Genomic DNA, 22,487 nt, shown 5'->3' with positions numbered 1-22,487 from the left:
GTATGAAATAAACTCCCCTGGCATTACCGTAGCGCCCCATAGTCTAATAAAATAAAACTTCAAGACCATGCCACCTATATTCAAACTTATTTAATAACACTATTATTACTGTTGTTTATTATATCACTTCTCATTTCAATTAAAATACAAAACCTTTAAATACAATAAGTTAACTAAAAATAAATCATTAAATACACACCGGAAAGTATACTTTTCAATTAGCCAAATATATTTTTAATATGGATAAGTTGCAGAATACATTCTTTCTGACTATATCATCTAATACGAAAGAACTATTCAGCTAACAGGGCCCGAACGTATTTGATAAGTAAATGAACCTCTGCATGACCTAATCAATGTAATTACATGTGTAAATTCATCTTTATGGTGAACGGGGCCCCTGTCTGCTCATTTTCCCAGCGCGCTGTTGCGGATTAATACTCCCGACATGCCATCAGGAGTGAACATATGCGTCTACTCGCCGTTGTATCAAAATTAACTGGCGTTTCCACAAATGTTGAATCCTCTGAAGTTACGCTCAGTTCGCCTTCTATCGTGAAACTGTCGGTGTCACGTGAGGAGGTAAGTCAACTGACTCGCGTGAATCAGGATCTGGTTGTCACACTCCGCTCAGGTGAAACCATCACCATTAAGAACTTCTATGTCGGAAAAGGTGATGCGCAAAACCAGCTTGTTCTGGAAGACAGTAATGGCGCGCTGTGGTGGGTTCAGGATACTGATGGGGCATTCCATTTCCAGCATCTGGACGATCTCACTCCGCTAATGACTGCCGAGGGAAGCCATGAAGGCGGCGCCGTCTGGCCGTGGGTTCTTGGTGGGATCGCGGTCGCAGGCGGAATTGGCCTCGCGGCGGGTGGTGGAGGTGGCGGTGGTGGTGGCGGCGGGAGTGATAATAACGCCGGCAACGGAAATGGCGGAAATGGCAACGGTGATGGCAACGGTGGTAATGGGGATGGTGGTTCACCGCCAACAACAACCCCTAACATGCCTGACGTACCCGTTATCACCAGCGTAATCGATAACCAGGAGCTGATTACTGGCCCTGTTAATCAGCAGGAATCCACCAACGATAATACGCCCACTCTTCAGGGCACCGGCCCCGCAAATGCCACATTGCATATTTTTGATAACGGCGTCGAAATAGGCCAGGTCACTATCGATGCCAACGGCAACTGGTCGTTTACGCCATCCTCTCCACTCGCAGACGGTACCCACAAGTTTACCGTCAGTGCATCAGACGGTACAGGCAGCAGCGACATGTCGGACAGTTGGGAGATTATTGTCGATACGCTTGCCCCCGACGCCCCTGTGGTCACGGAAGTAACTGACGATTCAGGTTCCATTAAAGGCTTGATAGGTAATAACGGTGTAACCGACGATGCCACGCCAACACTCACAGGCACTGGTGAAGCGGGCTCTTACATCAGCATTTCTGATAATGGCATTCTGATTGGGATGGTTCAGGTGGATGACAATGGTAACTGGACGTTTACACCTGACACGCCGCTTAGCGACGGTGTTCACAATCTGACGCTGACGCAAACTGACGATGCGGGTAACGTGAGCACGGAAACGAGTGTACCGACATTCACCGTTGATACCACCCCGCCTGAAGGCGCGGTCATTTCCTCCGTAAACCTGCAAGGCACCGCGGTAACCGGTAGTGCAGAGGTGGGAAGCTAGGTCATTATCATCGGTAGTAATAATCAGGTTTTGGGTTCAACTACCGTTGATCAAACCGGCAATTTCGTCATCTCGATTTCACCTTCACAGACGCACGGTGAAGCGCTGATCGCGAAGATTCAGGACCAGGCAGGCAACGTCGGGCCAGACACGTCCTTCAATGCCACCAACTCTGGCTACCCGGGCGTGCCTGTTATCATCAGCATTGTGGATGATGTTACCCCCTCAACTGGGCCATTGAACAATAATCAGGCCACCAACGACCCAACGCCTACGATCTCGGGTACCGCAGACGCCAACAGCACGGTTAACATTTATAACAACGGCGCGCTTGTTGTAAGCGTGCTTGCCGATTCCAGCGGCAACTGGACCTGGACCTCCAACACCAACTTGCAGGACGACACATACTCCTTCACCACCACAGCAACCAACCACCTGGGCACGGGAGGAACGTCAGCGGCATTCAATATCACTATCGATACTCAGCCACCGCCAGCGCCGGACGATCTGAACGTATCTGCCGACGGCTCTGTCGTCACCGGTACAGCCGAACCAGGAAGTACCGTGACCATCAATAATAATAACGGTCTTCAGATCGGCAGCGGCGTCGCCGGAACGGATGGCTCATTTACCATCACCATTAACCCGCCTCAGACCAATGGTGAAACCATTACCGCTATCGCCACCGATCCTGCCGGGAACCCAAGCCTACCGGAAACCGCGCTCGCGCCAGACATCACGGCCCCGCTGCCGCCAGCTAATCTGGTGATTAATCCTACAGGCGATCAGGTTACCGGCATGGCGGAACCCAACAGTACGGTACATATTCTGGATCCTGGTGGCGCGATAATTGGAACAGTAACCGCCGGCTCGAACGGAGAATTCACCGCCACGCTGGTTCCGCCGCAGACCAACGGAGAACATCTTGTCGCCAACGCGACGGATGCTGCTGGCAATACCAGCGGCAACAGCGCGATTACCGCCCCGGATACCACGGCGCCTGACGCGCCAACCGGCGTCACCGTCGCCGGGGACGGTGGTTCTGTAAGCGGACATGCTGAAGCGGGAAGCACCGTCACCGTAAAAGACAGCAATGGTAATCAGATCGGCACAGGCCAGGCAGACAGCGGCGGCAACTTCACGGTGTCGATTACGCCGTCGAAAATGAACGGCGAAACGGTAAAAGTTACCGCAACGGACAGTAGCAATAACGAGAGTCAGCCAACTTCCGCGGTGGCTCCGGATATTACCGCCCCCGGAACACCCATCATCACCGCCGTGACGGATGACCAGCCCATGTACCAGGGCCCTCTCAATAACGGCGATGTCACCAACGATAGCAAACCTAAGCTGGAAGGCACCGCCGAAGCAGGTTCTCAGGTCAAAATTTACGATAACGGCACCCTGCTGACGACCGTTGTCGCTGATATCAACGGTAACTGGAACTATACGCCAGTCTCGGCGCTAAGCGAGGGCGCTCACATCTTCACGGTGACCTCCACAGACGCCGCGAATAACACCAGCAGCGCGGCAAGCTGGAAAATAATTGTCGATACCATTGCGCCAATTGTTCCCGCAATCACGCTGGTGAACGATAACGTCGGTACGATAACCGGCGACGTTGCGAGCAACGGCGGCATCACCAACGACAACACGCCGACGATTTCAGGCACCGGTGAACCAGGTTCGTTAGTTAGCCTCTTTGACAATGGCCTTTTACTGGACACCATCCTCGTCACTAGCTCAGGTTCCTGGAGCTATACAGTGCCAAATGGCGCTCCGCTCACTGACCGGGTGCATAATTTCACGGTATTGGCTACAGATATGGCAGGTAACGTCACCACCTCGCCAACGGTTGTGACGATCACGGTTGATACACAAGCGCCCGCCACGCCAGTCATTCTCAGCATGACGGATGATGTCGGCAGCATTAAAAGCGATCTACTTACCAACCAGAGTACGGACGATACGCTACCAAAACTTAACGGCACGGGTGTTGCCGGTTCAACCGTCACGCTGTATGACGGCACGACGCCTATTGGCAGCGTGCTGGTACCGGCGGACGGTAACTGGAGCATTCAGGTGACTCAACCGCTAAGCGAAGGGCCGCACACGCTGACCGCCGTGGCGACAGATGCCGCAGGTAATGCCAGCACACCCGCAAGCTTTGCGTTAACCATCGATACCACGCCACCTGCTGCTCCGATTATTGTCGCCGGAGAGGGACTGATAGGCGGCGCTACCCTCCCCCTGGCAAACGGCGGCAGTACGAAAAGTACCACCCCTGTTCTTTCTGGTACTGGCGAGCCGGGAGCAACCATCACCGTTGCTGATAACGGCACAACGTTGGGTCGCACCACCGTCCAGCCTGACGGTACATGGACATTTACGCCACCGAATGCGCTGCCTGAAGGACCGCATAAATTCACCGCCACAGCGACTGACGCAGCAGGCAATACGGGGATCCCGTCGGCGAGCTTTACCCTGACGGTTGACAATACGCCCCCCGTGCAGCCTGGCGCGCCTGTCATTACCGACGATGTGGCTCCGGTAACGGGCGTGGTCACGAATGGCAATACCAATGACACCACGCCAACCTTTAGCGGCACCGGTACGGCGGGTGATGTTATTTCGGTGTATCTCGACGGCAATACTACACCGCTGGGTACCACAACGGTTGGCGCAGACGGCACCTGGAGCTTTACGCCGACCATGCCTATTAACCCGGATAGTTACCAGGTTACCCTCACCGCAACCGATCCGGCAGGCAACGTCAGCCAGCCGTCGACAGCCATCACCCTGAACATTGATATTACACCTCCCGCAACGCCTACAATCACTGCTGCAAATGACAACGCAGGCACAGTTCAGGGAGATATCGCAGAGAACGGCACAACCGATGACAGCACGCCAACCGTGCGCGGAACCGGGGAAAGCGGCTCGATCATTACTCTGTATAACGGCACTACCGTCATCGGCACTACTACCGTAGTGAATGGTTCGTGGAGTATCACACCGACGACGGCGCTGCCCAATGGCACCTACACGCTGACGGCAGTCGCCACCGATGCCGCAGGCAACCCCAGCGGTACCTCAAATAGCATCTCGTTTACGGTGAATTCGACACCGTTGGTCGTTAGCAACATTGAAGACGATCAGGGTGTCTTTACTGGCTCATTAAGCAACGGTAGCGTAACGGACGATACCCTCCCAACCATCAGCGGGACCGGCATTGCAGGCAGTACTGTATACATCTATGACAATGGTCTTCCTGACGCCATAGCAACTGTTCAGGTCGGTGTTGACGGCACGTGGAGTATCAACGTGCCACTAAGTGAAGGCGTGAATAATCTCACTTTTATCGCAAAAGACAGCAATGGAAACAATATCTCCGCTGCAACGCCAGTAACGTTAAACCTTGATACTAATGCCCCAAATGCACCATTGATCACAACTGTTGACCCTGACGGAACAAACGTTAAGGGAACAGCAGAACCTGGAAGTACTGTGATTATCTCGAAGGGCTCTACGGTATTAGGCAGCGCAATCGCTGATGCCGAGACAGGGCAATTTACCGTCACGCTCTCTCCGGCACAGACCTCAGGTGCTTTGCTAACAGCTATCGCGCAGGATCCCGCGGGTAATCAAAGCGTTGAGACTTCGTTTACGGCATCAAACTCGGGGCAACCTATTCCACCCACTCTTGAAATCTTTGACGACTTCGCCCCTACTGTTGGCATCATTGCAAACGGAAAAACCACCAATGACACGCAGCCAACTTTACAAGGCGTGGCAACAGCCGGAGCTGATGTACATATCTACCAAAACGGAATCCTGCTGATCACCGTCCCGGCTGATGCGAGCACCGGAGCCTGGAGCTACACCATCCCCAGCGCGCTGGCGGACGGCACGACCTGGAACTACGCTGTCTCTCAAACGGTGAATGGCGACACCAGCGGCCAGTCGCCAAACTATGCCATTACCATCGATACCACCGCGCCGCTCGCGCCAAGCATCACCGCCGTTACTGATGATGTGGCTCCGGTGACGGGCAATGTCGGCAGTGGACAAAGCACTAACGACACGCGCCCAACACTGAGTGGTACTGGCGAGATTGGGGCGACCATTACGGTTTATGACGGCGGCGTGTCCATCGGCACCACTACCGTTAACAACAGCGGAAACTGGAGCTTTACCCCGCAAAATGCCCTGAATGACGGCCCTCACACGTTTACCGTGCGCGCCACTGACGCGGCTGGCAATCAGGGGGCCCCATCCGCATCCTACCCAATAACGGTGGACACAGGCCTGCCTGGTGCGCCAGTTATTGTTTCAGTAACCGACGATGTAGGTGGAACAACCACGCTCATTTCCGGGCAGACTACCAACGATAATACGCCAACCCTGGCAGGTACTACCGAAGCGAATAGCGTAGTCACCATCCGCGATAACGGCACGGTGATTGGCACAACCACCAGCGACGGAAGCGGCAACTGGAGCTTTACGCCTTCTCCGGCGCTCGGCGAGGGCAATCACGCGTTGACCGCCACGGTCACGGACGCCGCGGGTAACGTCAGCCCGGCAACAGCGCCATTCTCGCTGTTGGTCGACACACTCCCACCAGTAGTGCCAACGATTGTGTCAGTCATCGACGATCAGCCGGGAAGCACTCTGCTGACCAACGGTCAACTGACCAATGATGCCCAACCCACGCTGAATGGCATTACCGAACCCAATGCCATTGTCACTATTCTCAGTAATGGTACGATCATTGGCACCGCAAATGCCGATATCTCCGGTAACTGGAGCTTCACCCCGACAAACGCGCTGGCGCAGGGGGAAAATATCTTTACCGTGACGGCGACGGATGCGGCTGGCAACACCAGCGGAGCCTCCTCTTCGTTCACGGTACTGGTGGATTCAATTGCCCCGTCTGCACCGGTAATTCTGACCGTTCAGGACAATACCGCGCCGACAACCGGGCCAATCTCCAACGGGCAAATCAGCAACGAAAGTCGCCCGGCGCTCAGCGGTACCGGTGAAATTGGCGCGACCATTACCGTGCTGAGCGATGGTCAGCCGATTGGCACCACCATCGTCGGCGCAGGCGGAAGCTGGAGTTTTACGCCCTCTGCGGCATTGGGTAACGGCCAGCATACTCTGACCGTCACGGCTACAGATAGCGCAGGCAATACCAGCCTGCCTTCTGGTGGCTTTACCTTCACCGTCGATACTCTGGCACCGACAGCACCAGTGATTACTCAGGTTGCGGATGATGTCGGCCCACTGATTGGAAATCTGAACAACGGTCAGGCCACGAACGATCCACTTCCGACGCTTAGCGGTACGGCAGAAGCCAATTCCATGGTGAAAATTTACGATAACGGAGCGCTGATCGGATCTGCTCCTGTAGATGGTACGGGCGCCTGGAGCTTCACTCCGGGAACCCAACTTGGCAACGGTAACCACGCGCTGACGGTAACAGCCACCGACGCGGCCGGAAACGTCAGCCCGACGTCTGCGGGATTTAACATCGTTGTTGATACCGTCGCCCCGCTTGCGCCAACGATTATCCAGGCGTTTGATGACGTGCAGCCGGGAACCGGAACGCTATCGAACGGAGCCTTTACCAACGACACCCGTCCCGTACTCAGCGGTTCAGCGGAAGCCGGTGCCCGGGTAGCCATCTACGATAATGGCGCGCTGCTGGCAACGGTGACTGCGACGATAGACGGCACCTGGGAATATCTGACCACCACACTTGGCAACGGTCAGCATGTGTTTACCGCCATCGCCACCGACGCCGCCGGGAACGTGGGCCCTGTCTCAGACGGGTTTACGATTAATGTCGACACCATTGCACCATCCGTCCCGCTGCTGGTCTCGGTGGTGGATGATATCGCAGGCGGCGTGTTCAATGCAGCGCTCAGCAACGGACAGTTGACCAACGATGCGCGCCCGACGCTGAACGGCACCGCCGAGGCAGGCAGCACCATCAGCATCTATGACGGAAGCACCCTGTTGGGTACCGCGCTGGTGCAAAGCAATAACAGTTGGTCGTTTACCCCAACCACACCGCTGGCTAATGGATCGCACACCTTCACAGTCACCGCCACTGATGCGGCGGGCAACACCAGCGGCGCGACGGCAGGCTTTAGCGTGGTGGTTGACACCACGGCGCCGACGCAGCCTTCAATCAGCAGCATTATTGACGATGTCGGGCCAAACACCGGACCGATTGGCAGCAATCAGCCGACCAACGACGCGCGCCCAACGTTAAACGGCATCACGGAAGCCAACGCGCGAGTTGATATTTATGATAACGGCAGCTTTGTCACCAGCGTAACGGCGGACGGCAGCGGCAACTGGAGCTACACCCCGACTACCGCGTTGGCACAAGGTACCCACTCGTTTACCATCACTGCAACGGACAGTGCGGGTAATACCAGTGGCATATCGTCTGCGGCAGCGATCGTGGTCGATACCGTTGCCCCGGGCATCCCAACCGGGCTGGCGGTAAACGCCAACGGCACCGCGCTCACCGGCGTTGCCGAACCAAACAGCACGGTCATTATTACCTCCAGCGGCGGAACGGTGCTCGGCACGGCAGCCGCCAACGCCTCCGGTAATTTCACCTTCACTCTGAACCCACCGCAAATCAGTGGGCAAACTCTGATGGTCAGCGCACAGGATGCCGCAGGCAACATCGGTACGGCGGGTAACGTGCTGGCACCGTTTACCGGCGTACCGCCTGCGCCTGTTATTGCCAGCGTGCTCGATGACGTCGGCACTATCATGGGACCCGTCGCTCCCGGTAAAACCACCAATGACACCCTGCCAACGCTCAGCGGAACGGCGCAGGCTAACGCCGTCATCAATCTGTACAACAACGGCGTGCTAATGGGCTTCACGACCGCAGACGGTAACGGGATCTGGAGCTTTACCCCATCCGGTGCACTCAGCGAAGGTAACCATGCGTTTACCGCCACGGCAACCAACGCCAACGGCGCAAGTGGGTTGTCCGGTTCGTTCAGCGTGATCGTGGACACCACGCCACCGACCGCGCCAACGCTCCTGATCAGCGCCGATGGCGGTACCGTCAGCGGCGTCGCCGAAGCGGGAAGCACGGTCACCATTTCTCTGCCCGGCGGCACCAGCGTGACGGCAATCGCCAACAGCAGCGGTGTCTACAGCGTCAACCTGCCGGTTCGCCAGATTGAAGGGCAGTCGCTGTCCGCCACGGCGACCGATGCGGCGGGAAATACCTCATCGCCGACAAGCGCTCTCGCACCAGTATTGCCGCTGCTGGCTGAAGACAATATCACCAGTCTACCGCTACAAACCGATGTCACCGTCAGCACCGAGCATCAAAGCGATTATGGTTTCCTGTTGGTCAATGCGCTGGGAAATGTCGCCAACGTGCTGGGGAACGATACGGCAAGCGTGAATTTCAGCATCGCTTCTGGTGGCAGCGGATCCATTACAATCAATGCCGCAGCGACCGGCGTAGTGCTGTCGCTGTTAAACACACTTGAAGTCGTCATCCAGCGCTTTGACACCGCGCTGAATGCCTGGGTGACGGTGGTGGATACCGGAAAACCAGACTTTGCCAGCCTCCTCACTCTGGGCGCCTCAGGCGTAACGCTCAATTACAGCGGACTGACTGGTGGTGATTACCGCGTGGTCAGCTACAACACCAACCTGCTGGCGACCGGGGCATACACCAGCCTTGATGTCTCAGTGGTAAAAGCCAGCGCAGGAACCATCACCGGCGGTACTACTGAGTCTGGCAATATCATCACCGATATCGATCCCGCCAACGGGCAGGATAATGCCCCTTCCGGCACGCTGGTCACCGCCATCACCGACGGTAACGGCAACGTCGTGAACATCCCGGCGGGCGGCATTGATGTGCAGGGGAAATACGGCATCTTGCATATCAATCAGAACGGTAGTTACACCTATACCCTGACCAATACGTCAATCTCGGTGTATGGCCGTTCCGAAAGTTTCACCTACACGCTGACGCATGGCAGCGATCACTCCTCGGCAAAACTGGTGGTAACGCTCGGTCAGGCGCCCACCACCAGTACGGTAACCGCGGCAGACGATGTGGCTGCGCTGACTTACGGGACGCAGGTCATCGCGGTTGATCATGGCACATCACAGCAAACCGGCTTCACCCTCGCCAACGTCGGACTGGGTAATGTGCTGGATGTCAGTCTGGTTAACGGTTTAACCAATCCGATCAAATTTAATGTGGATGATGGCGCAACCCGCACGCTGACCGTCAAGGCCAGCGTTCTCGGCGTCACGGTTGGCGGTTTTGACCTCTATGTTTATCGCTTCAACGAGTCCATTCAGCAGTATGAGCAGTTCCGCGTGAAGCCCAACTGGGTCACGGCGCTGCTAGGAGGTAGCTCAACGGATTACACCATCACCCTGCCTGGCGGTGACTATCTGTTCCTGCTTAACGCCTCCGGCGGTCTGACGCTGCTGACCAGCTATACCCTGAATATCCAGGCCGATCACACCTACGCCGTCGACAGCCTGAGTGCGACAACCAATGGAAACCTGCTGGTCAACGACTCAGCTCCGGCCAATACCGTTATCACCGAAGTTAACGGTGTCACCGTAAACGGAACGGGCACTACCACCATTAACGGGCAGTACGGCACGCTGACTATTGATGCGAAAGGGAACTATACCTACACGCTGAGAAGCGGACTGGGCGCAGACGGTATCAATACGCCGGACAGTTTCGTGTATAAGGTCAAAGCGCCAAACGGCGATACCGGCAGTGCATCGCTGAATATCAAACCAACCCCACAGGCGCTGGATGCAGTAAATGACGTCAGCAGCACGATGGCGGTTAGTACCCAGGCGGATACTTCCCGGTCGTTTACCGACGACAGCGTCGGGAACGCCAGCTGGAGTGCCCAACTCCTTTCACCCACCTCAAAAAGTGGTACTGGCGTCATTGAAATCGCTACGGGAACGGCGGTGCAAAACGCCATACTGCATTTTAACGTCGCGTCAGGTCTGATGCTGGGCGGGCTGACCGTCACCTGGGCGCTGTATGACAGCAACAACATCAAGATTGCCGGTAACTCTTTCAATGGCGGATTGCTGGTTGGTGGCAATATAGATATAGCCTTGAGCGGGATCGTACTGCACCCCGGCAACTATCGCCTCGACTATACCGGAAGCGTCGGGGGGCTGGGGCTGGGGAATATCACCATCACCCCCAGCGTGAAAGGTACGATAATCGACCTGCAAAACTTCGAGACTTCCACAGCGAACAGCGTCACCGGCAATATTTATGACGGAGACCATATTGCCAGCGTGCATACCTTGCTGACGGTGAACGGCACGGGCGGCAGTACCGTCACACTTGATCCGCTGAGTAGCACGACCAGCGCCATCATTAACGGGTTGTACGGCAAACTGACCATTGGCATTGATGGTCATTACACCTATGCCCTCAACAGCGATGTCTCGCTCTCCACCATCGTCACCAAAGAGACATTTACCTACACCCTTAACGACCAGAATGGCCATACCGATACCGCTACGCTGACCATCAATATGAATCCGCAAGTGGTGAGTACCGTCGATGCCGATCGCCTGACTGGCAGCGCCTACGGCGATACGCTGATTTATCACCTGCTCAACGCCAACGACGCTACCGGCGGCAACATTAGCAATGGTGCTACCGACACCTGGACCAACTTCTCACTGGCCCAGGGTGACAAAATCGATATCGGCGACCTGCTGGTGGGCTGGAACGGGCAGAACGCTACGCTCGGCAACTACCTCACCGTAACCACCAGCGGTAACAACACGGTGATTGCCATCGACCGCGACGGTACGGGCAACACATATCACTCAACCAATCTCATAACGCTGGAGAACGTACACACCACGCTCGATGAGCTGGTGCAACAAAATCACATCGTGCCCTGACGTTAACGCAATGCGTTAAAGCGCCATAACTACAGCCCCGGATGCCATGACGTCCGGGGCAATAACAGTCGTCGCTGCCGTATTTTGTAAGGGATAAACTATGAGAAATGTCGCGCCTGTTGCATTACTTCTGGCATTAACGCTCTGTACCCTGCGGGTGATTGCCGAAGATGAACCGCAAATTATTACGCCGGAAGGACTGGCCACCAGCCAGATGCTTCCCTCGCTGGACGGCGCGGTTGCCGATCTGCCGCTGAGCGCTGCCGCCCCCGGCAACCTGATGCTCAACGACGCGGTAAGTCGTGCCGTGAGCTGGCATCCTTCTATTCGTGAATCGATCGGCAAACTGCTTTCGCAAAACGAACAGATCGACGTGGCGAAATCGAAATATTACCCGCAGGTTTCTGCCGGAATGAATAACGGTTACGGCAATACCTATACCGACCACGGCTTTAGCCCGGCGCTGGTTATTTCGGTGTCACAAATGCTGTACGACTTCGGCAAAGTGGCAAGCCAGGTCCGCGCCGAGACCGCCGGAGCCGCACAACAGCAGGCGAATGTGTTACTCAGTATTGATACCATCGCCCACGCAACCGCCAACGCGATAGTCCAGGTGCAGACGTGGCAACAAATGGTGGATGCCGCCGAAGAACAGCTCACCGCCTTAAACGACATTGGTCGACTGACCCGACAACGCAATGATGAAGGGGCAACCTCGCTGTCCGACGTGGTGCAAACCGATGCGCGTATCGAGTCTGCGCGTTCTCAGCTGGCGCAGTATCAGGCCAATCTCGACAGCAGTAAGGCCACATTGATGAGTTACCTCGGCTGGAACTCACTTAACGGCATCAGCAACGAATTCCCGGCCAAACTGGACAGCAGCTGCGATGTGGTCAAACCGGAAGATAAACTGGTTCCCGCGGTTCTGGCGGCCTGGGCGCAAGCGAATGTGGCACAGGCAAATCTCGATTACGCCAACGCGCAGATGACGCCCACCATCTCTTTGGAACCGTCGGTTCAGCATTATCTCAACGACAAATACCCCAGCCATGAGGTGCTCGACAAAACCCAGTACTCCACGTGGGTAAAAGTTGAGATGCCGCTGTATCAGGGGGGCGGACTCACCGCCAGGCGCAACGCCGCCAGCCATGCGGTAGAGTCTGCACAATACTCCATCCAGCGCACCCGACTCGAAGTACGACAAAAATTACTGGAGTCCCGCAGCCAGGCAATGAGCCTCGCCACCGCCCTGCAGATTCTGCGCCGCCAGCAGCGACTGAGTGAACAAACGCGCGAGCTTTATCAACAGCAGTATCTGGACCTCGGTTCGCGCCCGCTGCTCGACGTGCTTAACGCCGAGCAAGAGGTGTATCAGGCCCGTTTTGCGGAACTCCAGACTCAAAACCAGCTGCGCCAGCTCCAGCTGAACTGCCTCTATAACACTGGCTCGCTTCGCCAGGCGTTCGCCTTAAATAATCGCAGCATTCAATCGGTGGAGATCAAGCTATGAGCGACCTCGATTCACATGCAGAAGATGCGATTACTGAACACGATCTTAGCCAGTGGGCGCAGGCGATGACGCATATTGCCAATCACTATCGCGTGGCCTGTTCTCCCGGCGCAATCCAGGCCAACGCCCCGTGGTTTGCGGGAAAAAGCCGGGCCACAGCCCTGTCGCAACTGGCGCGTCAGGCGGGACTGTCATTTCATGCGCTGAATACCGCCACGCAGGTATTCGGTCAGTGGCGTCTGCCGGTGGTGGCGGAACTGCGCGACGGCCAGCTAATGGTGATAGAACATTTCAACGGCGAAGATGCACTGGATGTGTTTATCATCGCCGAAGAGGGCCAGCGTAACCGGCTCACGGTCGCAGAGCTTCTGCCGGAGATCGTGAGTATTACCGCGATGCGCCCGCTGTCGGCGCTGAAGGACAGTCGGGTAGACCGCTATATTTCGCGCTTCAAGCCCGACTGGATGCGCGAACTGGTGTTAAAAGACATTAGTCCTTATCTGCCGGTCATGATTGCCGCCTTTCTGATTAACGTTCTGTCGCTCGCCGGGATTATCTTTTCCATGCAGGTTTATGACCGGGTGATCCCCGCCCAGTCTTATCCAACGCTGTATGTTCTCTCCACTGGCGTTCTGGTGGCGGTGCTGTTTGGCTTTTTGCTGCGCGAAGCGCGTACCCACATAATGGACCTGCTCGGCAAACGCGCCGATATGCGCATTTCCGATCGCGTGTTCAGCCATGCATTGCGCCTGCGCAACAGCGCCGTCCCCCGCTCGACGGGGAGCTTCATTTCTCAACTGCGCGAGCTGGAACAGGTTCGCGAGATGATCACCTCCTCGACCATGTCGACCATTGTCGATCTGCCGTTTTTCTTTTTGTTTATCGTAGTGCTGGCTTTTATCGCCCCGCCGCTGGCATGGATAGCGCCCGTCGCGGCCCTGCTGATGATCCTGCCCGGTTTGCTGTTACAGAAGAAGCTGGCGGTGCTCGCCAACCAGGCTGCCCATGAATCCACCCTGCGCAACGCGGTGCTGGTCGAGAGCGTTCAGGGGCTGGAAGACATCAAGCTGATGCAGGCGGAAAACCGCTTTTTACAGCAGTGGAACAGCTACATCCGCATTACCGGAGAGTCCGGGCTGCGCACGCGCAGGCTGACTCAGGGGCTGATTGGCTGGGGCATGTCGGTACAAAGCCTGGTCTACGCCGCGATCATTATGTTCGGCGCGCCGATGGTCATTGAAGGCACGATGACCACCGGCGCCGTGGTGGCCGCTTCGATGCTCGGTTCCAGAATGATTGCCCCAATGGCAAATCTGTGCGGCGTGCTGGCCCGCTGGCAACAGGTCAAGGCGGCGAAGATGGGGTTAGACAGCATCATGCAGCTTCCCACCGAAACGCAGTACGACGAAGACCGGGTGCATCAGGAGATTTTTCACGGCCATTATCTGTTTGAGAACGCACACTTTCGCTACCACAGCGACGATCAGCGCGTTCCGCTGCGCATCTCGCGCCTGGAGGTCATGCCCGGCGAGCGCGTGGCAATCCTCGGGCGTAACGGTGCCGGGAAATCAACCCTGCTGCAGGCCATGGCGGGCGGTGTGGAGATTATCCAGGGCGATGTCCGGCTCGACAACCTGAGTCTGGCGCAGATCGATATGGCTGATTTACGCCGCAACATCGGTTTTCTTAGCCAGAACGCGCGGCTGTTTTTCGGCACCCTGCGCGAGAACCTGACCCTCGGCGCACCGCATGCCAGCGACGCGCAGATCTTCGAAGCGCTGGATGTCAGCGGCGCGGCAGCTTTCGTTAAACAGCTCGCCAAAGGGCTGGCGCATCCCATTATGGAGGGCGGCAACGGTTTGTCCGGTGGACAACGGCAGTCGATCCTGCTGGCAAGAATGCTGCTGCGATCGCCCAATATCGTGCTGCTCGACGAACCCAGCGCCTCGCTGGATGAACATACCGAGCGGGAGTTTATTCAGCGCCTGAACCAGTGGCTGGGCAACCGCACATTGATTGTCGCCACTCATCGCGTACCGGTTCTGGAGCTGGTCGAACGCGTGGTGGTATTAAAAGAAGGCCAACTGGTTATGGATGCCCCGAAAGCGCAGGCATTAAATGCGAGCCGGGCACCCGCCCCAACTCACGGTCGGGAGTGGAAAAATGAAAACCAATCCGCATGATGCCGCCATGGACGACCTCGATATCCGCCGCGAGCACCGTTTTTCCGGGGCCAGCCGTATTATTCTGCTCAGCACGCTGCTGTTTGCCGTCCTGGGTATCTGGGCATATTTCGGCAAGCTGGATGAAGTCTCAACCGGCAGCGGAAAAGTGATCCCCAGCTCGCGAGAGCAAGTCTTGCAGTCGCTGGATGGCGGCATTCTCGCCGAGCTTACGGTACGCGAGGGAGATAAAGTGCAGGCCAATCAAATAGTCGCCCGCCTCGACCCCACCCGTTCTGAGTCCAACGTTGGGGAGAGTGCAGCCCGTTATCGCGCCTCACTGGCTTCCAGCGCAAGGCTTAATGCCGAAGTTAACGATCTGCCGCTGGTCTTTCCCGATTCACTGCGCGCCTGGCCGGATCTCATCGCCTCCGAAACTCGCCTGTATAAAAGCCGTCGCGCGCAGCTTGCGGATTCAATGGCAGAACTTCAGGATGCACTGGTCTCAGTAAATAAAGAACTGGCCATCACCCAACGGCTGGAGAAAAGCGGTGCCGCCAGCCACGTAGAAGTGCTGCGCCTGCAACGACAAAAAAGCGATCTGGGATTAAAAATCACCGACCTGCGCTCACAATATTTCGTGCAGGCGCGGGAAGCGCTGTCAAAGGCCAACGCCGAAGTGGATATGCTGGCGGCGATTTTAAAAGGACGTGAGGATTCTGTCACCCGCCTGACCGTACGCGCGCCGATGCGCGGTATTGTGAAAAACATCCAGGTCACCACCATCGGCGGCGTTATCCCGCCCAACGGCGAGATGATGGAGATTGTGCCGCTGGACGATCATCTGCTGATAGAAACCCGCCTGTCGCCGCGTGATATCGCTTTCATCCATCCCGGCCAGCGGGCGCTGGTAAAGATAACCGCCTATGACTACGCCATTTACGGCGGACTGGAAGGCGTAGTCGAAACCATCTCTCCGGACACCATTCAGGACAAAGTGAAACCGGAAATCTTCTATTACCGCGTGTTTATCCGCACCCATCAGGACTTCTTACAGAACAAACTGGGACGCCATTTCTCCATAGTACCGGGCATGATTGCCACAGTGGATATAAAAACAGGTGAAAAAACCATCGTCGACTATTTAATCAAACCGTTTAATCGCGCAAAAGAAGCGCTGCGCGAGCGCTAAATCCTTGAGGATTAGGGGTTGCGGGGGCTGGTCACGCGTGTCACAAGTCTGTTATACTTGCTCTAACACATTGGGGCTGATTCTGGATTCGACGGGATTCGCGAAACCCAAGGTGCATGCCGAGGGGCGGTTGGCCTCGTAAAAAGCCGCAAAAAAATAGTCGCAAACGACGAAAACTACGCTTTAGCAGCTTAATAACCTGCTCTGAGCCCTCTCTCCCTAGCTTCCGCTCTTAAGACGGGGATCAAAGAGAGGTCAAACCCAAAAGAGATCGCGTGGAGGCCCTGCCTGGGGTTGAAGCGTTAAAACTAATCAGGCTAGTCTGGTAGTGGCGTGTCTGTCCGCAGGTGCCAGGCGAATGTAAAGACTGACTAAGCATGTAGTGCCGAGGATGTAGGAATTTCGGACGCGGGTTCAACTCCCGCCAGCTCCACCAAATAAAACAAGGGGTTACGTGAAAACGTGACCCTTTTTTTTGTCCAGTGTCCACTTAGCGTCCACACAGAGGCGATTAGTTAGATAATGAAGATGAACTTACTTTCAGGTGCTATCGCGACTACATACCTTCTTGTTTGTAGCTCTCTCTATCTATGGATATTTTGGCTACATTTTGATATCAATATACTTCAATTCATTGATGTTTCAGATATTATTAAGGCTTCAGCATTACCAGCTATTCCTCTAGTTTGTATAACGCTAGTCAGTATCTTCCTGCAACAATACAATATTGTGGATACAGATACGCGAAAACAATACAAAGCTGCTGGCGGGGGATTTAAAGTCTATAGTTACTTTGCCACCTTCTACATTCTATGCATATTAACGAGTACAGCAGTAATACTAGGTATCGCAGTTTATAATGCTTTCACAGGGAATCTTCCAAGTAAATACGCCAGCGTAGCTCTGCTCATCAGTTGTTTTGCTGCTTACTATCTGATGTTCCAAGTAAAGCTATTCGAGGAATTGGGGAAACCACGCTTTATTATAATCGCTTTCCTTTGTTATTTTCCTACACACTTTATGAACAAGGCTATTGGTGACGCAACAAGCATCATTGACGGTCAAAGCACTTACCTAATTTCTAGTAACTTAAGTTGTTCAAAAAACGACCACGAAAAATTTCGATACATCGCGACGCTATCAGATAAGGTTTTTTCAATAAACTTAGCAAATAATTCTCTTTGTATTCAGAAGTATGAGTTTTTAACCTTAACTAAAGAACAAAACGCTAAACCTTTAGAGAAAATCGCTGAAAAATAGTCCTCCAATAAAACAGAACTCTTTTAGTCAATTGAATTTTAACAAACAATCCCATTAATAGCTTATTGGAGATCCTTTCTAAAACTGACCCAATCCCTATTAATTTTTTCTTTTAAATGCTGCCAAAGCAGCATATACCACCGACATTTCATTCCAATGTCTTCATGTGCCTGCTGATTCAAGCTTTCTAAAGCACCGTAGGCCATCATTCCAATATTTCCTTTTAGATCTGCATAGGCATGGAATGACTCTTGCTGCGGTTCACCCTGTAACTTTTCAACACCTAGAATATATACAGTCTCCATTTCATATCTAAATTCTTTAATTAACTCACTAAATTCATTAGAGAAATAGACAAGGGCTGTTACTTCTAGTCGTGAAAGATTACGCATTGACTCATCAAAAAGCCCAAAATGGAGATCATTAGTACCGACCGTAATACCGCAGTAAGCTTGTGCCCTACTATTACGCCCCCAAAACGCAATCTGCTCAAAATGATTCAAAACTGTCTCATATGCTTTAACCTTTGCCTCCCAGTATTTCTCTCGCTTAAATTTCGTCACCCCCCACCGACTACCAGCCCATGCGCCTACAAACCCCACTAAAGCAGGGAACATTTTTTCACCAAAAGAAAGCATATCCGCCCAATTCACTTTAATCACCGTACAAAAATTATTTTAGCCAAGAATAACCCAGCATCACCTCCAATGTAAGAATTTCAGTTTTCCCAACTATCCCCCCCCCAAGAAATCCGCGCCAGCTGAGGCTTCACAGCTTTTTCATTAGCACTAACCCACCGTGAATTTGATCTTTACACACACAAAAAAACAAATATCTCTCAAAATTTCAATTAATTACACACTAGCTTAGATCCTCCACTGATCCTTCAAACTGAAAATAAATGAAAATACTTTCAATCTTTTCAGTTCGCGTTTTCCGTGAACCCGCCAGTAATGGCGCTATCCGGGGTACTAGTTTGTAGAAAAATAAAACTGAAAAATTTTATCGATCCAGAAACCGCAGGCGGGTGCGGTGTAGTGCCGTTTTTGTCTGCGAAAGATTTATTTTGTCAGCGTGTAGCGCCGTCAGCGTCACGTGATAGCACAGATCCTTTTGTGGAGTTACGCTGTCGCGGTCAGATAAAAGAGGCGCTTAGAATGCGTCTGGTGAGGTCTGGGAATGGGTACAAAAAAGCCCGCATTATGCGCGGGCTGATGGGATGATCAGGCGATTATTTTCTGATACTTACGCCGGGTCTGTCCGGCCTTCTCTGCCGTCTGTGTGAATGCGCCGGCATTGGTTGGCGTACCAACGTTGGGATGTGAATGGCTCGCACACTGCTGCGCCAGCTCTGCCAGTAAATCAATGGTGTCCAGCATCATAGTCAAGGTGTTTACACTCTCGCTGCCAATATGGACGGTTGGCCCCATAATCTGCTGACCGCCCGCCGCCACCGATTTACGCAATGCGGCAATCTTTTCAGTCAGGGTTCCACCCACATCCACATCCACGGCTCCGGCCACCTTAGTGGATTGTTTCCCGGTTATGTCAGTTTCGTCATTCCCTTCAATGCTGGCCAGCCGGTTGCCCTTCACGGCCTGGCTGTAATCCCCTGCACTGACCTGCTGAATGGCTCCGGCCATCAGGGTGGCAGTACCCAGTACAGTGGTTTTGTCAGTGGCTTTAACTGTCGTTTCACGGCTGACCAGATCACGCTGTTCCGTATCGGCCTTGACCGTCCGCGCCATCGATGTTTCGCTGATGGTCTGATCGGTCTGCCTCACCCAGTCGCCAGCCTGGGTGACACGCTGCGACACTTCCGCCCGCTGCTGTTGCAGCTGCTCGCCGGGTTTAATATCCGGCAGACTGGTACCATCCGGCAATGTCTGCCTGATAAACGGTTTATCCGGGCGACCTCCGGTAAACGCAACTTCAACCAGCGTCCCTTCTGGCGGGAACTGGAACATGCCGGAGTCATTCCCGGCCATAGGTACCGGCAGCGGCACCGCAGAATACACCGGTGTCTGGTTATCCGGGTTGCCGTCTGCATCGAGCAGCTGCACATCAACGGCATAGCGCGGCCGGAACGGATCGGCAAAATTACCGCTTTTCACAGTTTCACTGGGTGCCACCACTCTGGCCAGTTTTGGCAGGTGCAGCCCGGAAGCCAGCTCCGGGTAATGGCTTTCAATCTGGCGCTGTGCCGGTGTTTTCTGTAATGGCTGACCTGTCGCGCGGTTTCTGGGTGTCCAGGTGATGGCCATGGTGTCATTGGTAAGATGAACTTTGGTCACGCGCTCCCCGTTCAGCTCCACACCCGGCCGCAGACTCTGGATCACCGGCAGTGTAATGGAATTACCGCCAGCAGCCCCCTGGCTGAACTCAGCCGGAATATCTACCGGGCGACCGGCAAACATCGCTTTTTCCGCACCGCCCACATACAGGGAACCATCCGGTAACTGGTACCAGATGTAATCCGGGATACTGAACGCCCTGCCCAGATTATTCAGCAACTGATAGCCCGTGCCGTTATGGGTAAAATGGGGGATCGGTTTATCGCTGTAAGAGGCATCCGGCACACTGACAGCAATTCCGCTGTTTTCCTCCAGCCAGCTGGCTACCTTGCGCAAAGTGGGGTGCTGAAATGAACATGGCCACATCCTTTCAAATACGCCGACCAGTTCGCGCACAAACAGACGCTGAAAACCGTTTTCGGCGGGTTGTGAGCGTTCCACATAACCAGTAAACCAGCGCAACAGCAGATCGGAATACCCAACATCCAGACGCACCAGTTTCCCGGTGTAATCCGTGGCTGTCTGTGCTGTGATAAATCCCCGGCCGCAGCTGTTCAGCTCCAGCACCAGGCTGGCATCAGCCAGGTGAACTTCATCCGTTGAAAGGTACAGGCGTTTAACTGGCTTCATCATTAACCCAAAGCATCATTGACGGGTTTCAGCACCCGTTTTTCAAACCACGTCAGTTTTTCTTCATCTTCTCCGGCACTCTGGCCACCAGGCTGTCCGGCATTACCGGCCGTCTGTTTTTTGGCAGACGTTTTACCTGTTGCCCGGGCTTCCCGCTTTTCCTGCACGCTGATATGTTCTGCCAGGGTGAACGTGACCAGCCAGGCCATTTTCCCGTCCTGCTGCGGGGCATCAAGCATCCCGCTGAATGTCGCCTCACGAAAATTCACGGCTCTGGCCACTTCATGCGCCACGCGGTATTTCTGGCGGTTGCCTCCGGCATCCGTGGCGCTGGCCAGTTCGAAAATACGCTTCAGGATCTCCGGGCTTTTAAACGGAATTTCGCCACTGATACGCAGCTCTTTCCCTTTTGCCCCCTGCTCTGATTTGGTTGTGGCGCTTGTCTGGCCGGACTGGTCTTTATCCTGAAACTGCTGCGATACAGTCACGCGCATGTTTTTCAGCTGGATAGCCTCACCATTAAGCGCCAGTGTTGGGATCGAAGTCATGAATCATTCCCTTTATTCCATCCAGATTGTCACCGACCAGCATCACCGCCGCGGTATAGACGGCAGACGGTTGCGGGATATCCTTTACCAGTTCCAGCAGCGTGGTGGCCGTATCGCCGGTGCTGGTAAACACCCATGCTCTGGCACTTTTCCCCTGCAAATCATTCAGCCCGCTGGCCACATCACTGATCAGGCTTTCACGCAGCTGCGCGAACTCACCCAGTTGCTGCTTTAATCCGTCCAGGCTGAATCCCGCACTGGCTGCTTTCTGTGCCTGGCTGACAGCCGCCGCAGACAATGCCGCCCTGGTGGTTGGAACTGACAGCGGAATGGCCACCGGCAACCCCGCCCCGGCTTTAGCGGGGATCTGCATTTTTTCGATGGCCAGCGCCGCAGCGGATTGTGCCAGGCGTTTTACCTGCGTGAATGCCGGTGCCGGGAAAACATCTACCAGACCGTTGAGGCGGGTCATAAAATTCTCATGCGTCTGGCCTGTCACCATCATGATCATCACATCGGCATTCCCGCCCGTTCCGGCCAGCCTTTCAGCAAGATAGCGGACGGCATTCACCGGGCTGAGGTATGCCCCGTTATCCGTCTGCTGCCCCAGACCATTAATCCACGGATGCGCCGGAACAACGGAACAATTCAGTGCGGCCAGTGAGTCAGTGAAAGCCAGACGCGCTTCACGCCACATCAGGTACCTCCGGCCAGTTAATATCTGGTGCAGTGCTCAGATCCAGACGGCGCAACGCAGTACGGTAAGCGCGCAGTGTCACCAGCTCTGTTTCCTCATCGGATGAAATATCACCGTCTTTTTGTGCGTCCTCCAGCCAGTCAATACGCGTTGTAACCTCCGCCATGCGGCTGTCACGTTCCGCTTCAGCGTCAGCCAGGTGATTGCGGATTTGCTGCAATTTGCCGTCTTTATAAAACCAGTCATCACCCAACGTGACGCGCAGATTAGCTTTTGTTGCCGGAAGCTCAACAACACTCAGATTGACCGGGAAAAGCGCATGAATATTTGTCGTGAACGTTCTTACACGACCATCATCGTCATATCCAATTTTTAGGGTTTTTGATTCATCAAATAATTCAATAACGTCATACCAGTCATTACCTTTATCATCCTGCAAAAACATAACATTCTGACCATCTATAATTTTTGGTCTGTCAGTAGTGTCTGGTGTATATGGGGTGAATTTGCCGAAGCGTTGCATT

9 protein-coding genes, 1 other RNA gene and 1 pseudogene are annotated in these 22,487 nt (G+C 54.4%); 6 read left to right on the top strand and 5 right to left on the bottom strand.

Annotated elements, in window-relative coordinates:
- Nucleotides 1–468 precede the first annotated feature (468 nt).
- The 6 genes and pseudogenes from OGY67_RS14980 to OGY67_RS14955 all read left to right on the top strand — a co-directional run bounded on the left by OGY67_RS14980 (nucleotide 469) and on the right by OGY67_RS14955 (nucleotide 17,794).
- Nucleotides 469–11,670: pseudogene (locus tag OGY67_RS14980) on the top strand (BapA/Bap/LapF family large adhesin).
- Nucleotides 11,671–11,770: 100 nt separating this feature from the next.
- Nucleotides 11,771–13,180, top strand: coding sequence for a TolC family outer membrane protein (locus OGY67_RS14975; protein WP_286574107.1), 1,410 nt, complete (start codon nucleotides 11,771–11,773; stop codon nucleotides 13,178–13,180).
- Nucleotides 13,177–15,363 carry a type I secretion system permease/ATPase gene (locus OGY67_RS14970; RefSeq protein ID WP_286574106.1) on the top strand — a complete coding sequence of 729 codons (2,187 nt, stop codon included), beginning with the start codon at nucleotides 13,177–13,179 and terminating at the stop codon, nucleotides 15,361–15,363. The genes OGY67_RS14975 and OGY67_RS14970 overlap by 4 nt, the downstream gene beginning before the upstream one ends.
- Before the next feature lie 7 nt (nucleotides 15,364–15,370).
- Nucleotides 15,371–16,534: a beta-barrel domain-containing protein gene (locus OGY67_RS14965; protein ID WP_085951585.1), complete on the top strand. Its 1,164-nt coding sequence runs from the start codon at nucleotides 15,371–15,373 to the stop codon at nucleotides 16,532–16,534.
- 72 nt (nucleotides 16,535–16,606) lie between these two features.
- Nucleotides 16,607–16,970: a transfer-messenger RNA gene (gene ssrA, locus OGY67_RS14960) on the top strand.
- Nucleotides 16,971–17,056: 86 nt separating this feature from the next.
- The gene (locus OGY67_RS14955; RefSeq protein WP_286574105.1) at nucleotides 17,057–17,794 is read left to right on the top strand and encodes a hypothetical protein; all 738 of its coding nucleotides are present in this window, start codon (nucleotides 17,057–17,059) and stop codon (nucleotides 17,792–17,794) included.
- Between the two features lie 62 nt (nucleotides 17,795–17,856).
- Here OGY67_RS14955 and OGY67_RS14950 read toward each other — a convergent pair whose 3' ends face one another.
- From OGY67_RS14950 to OGY67_RS14930, 5 genes are all read right to left on the bottom strand, one after another.
- A complete protein-coding gene (locus OGY67_RS14950; RefSeq protein ID WP_286574104.1) occupies nucleotides 17,857–18,447 on the bottom strand; it encodes a hypothetical protein in 591 nt (196 codons plus the stop codon).
- 570 nt (nucleotides 18,448–19,017) lie between these two features.
- Entirely contained in the window at nucleotides 19,018–20,721 is a 1,704-nt protein-coding gene (locus OGY67_RS14945) for a hypothetical protein (protein ID WP_286574103.1), read from the bottom strand.
- A complete protein-coding gene (locus tag OGY67_RS14940) occupies nucleotides 20,721–21,266 on the bottom strand; it encodes a baseplate complex protein (RefSeq protein WP_137397120.1) in 546 nt (181 codons plus the stop codon). The genes OGY67_RS14945 and OGY67_RS14940 overlap by 1 nt, the downstream gene beginning before the upstream one ends.
- Nucleotides 21,238–21,963: a hypothetical protein gene (locus OGY67_RS14935; protein ID WP_286574102.1), complete on the bottom strand. Its 726-nt coding sequence runs from the start codon at nucleotides 21,961–21,963 to the stop codon at nucleotides 21,238–21,240. Before OGY67_RS14935 ends, OGY67_RS14940 begins: the two co-directional genes overlap by 29 nt.
- On the bottom strand, nucleotides 21,953–22,486 hold the full coding sequence (locus OGY67_RS14930) for a tail fiber assembly protein (protein WP_286574101.1): 534 nt from the start codon (nucleotides 22,484–22,486) through the stop codon (nucleotides 21,953–21,955). Before OGY67_RS14930 ends, OGY67_RS14935 begins: the two co-directional genes overlap by 11 nt.
- Nucleotide 22,487: the final 1 nt, after the last annotated feature.

This window comes from Citrobacter sp. Cpo015 (assembly GCF_030333035.1).
Taxonomy (GTDB): Bacteria; Pseudomonadota; Gammaproteobacteria; order Enterobacterales; family Enterobacteriaceae; genus Citrobacter; species Citrobacter portucalensis.
The sequence above is the reverse complement of the archived record's forward strand: the minus strand, read 5'-3'. Positions and strand labels throughout refer to the sequence as shown.

Coding starts and splice junctions, on each gene's coding strand:
- OGY67_RS14975 (WP_286574107.1), top strand. CDS start 11,771: ATGAGAAATGTCGCGCCTGTTGCATTACTTCTGGCATTAACGCTCTGT.
- OGY67_RS14935 (WP_286574102.1), bottom strand. CDS start 21,963: ATGTGGCGTGAAGCGCGTCTGGCTTTCACTGACTCACTGGCCGCACTG.
- OGY67_RS14955 (WP_286574105.1), top strand. CDS start 17,057: ATGAAGATGAACTTACTTTCAGGTGCTATCGCGACTACATACCTTCTT.
- OGY67_RS14940 (WP_137397120.1), bottom strand. CDS start 21,266: ATGACTTCGATCCCAACACTGGCGCTTAATGGTGAGGCTATCCAGCTG.
- OGY67_RS14930 (WP_286574101.1), bottom strand. CDS start 22,486: ATGCAACGCTTCGGCAAATTCACCCCATATACACCAGACACTACTGAC.
- OGY67_RS14970 (WP_286574106.1), top strand. CDS start 13,177: ATGAGCGACCTCGATTCACATGCAGAAGATGCGATTACTGAACACGAT.
- OGY67_RS14965 (WP_085951585.1), top strand. CDS start 15,371: ATGGACGACCTCGATATCCGCCGCGAGCACCGTTTTTCCGGGGCCAGC.
- OGY67_RS14945 (WP_286574103.1), bottom strand. CDS start 20,721: ATGATGAAGCCAGTTAAACGCCTGTACCTTTCAACGGATGAAGTTCAC.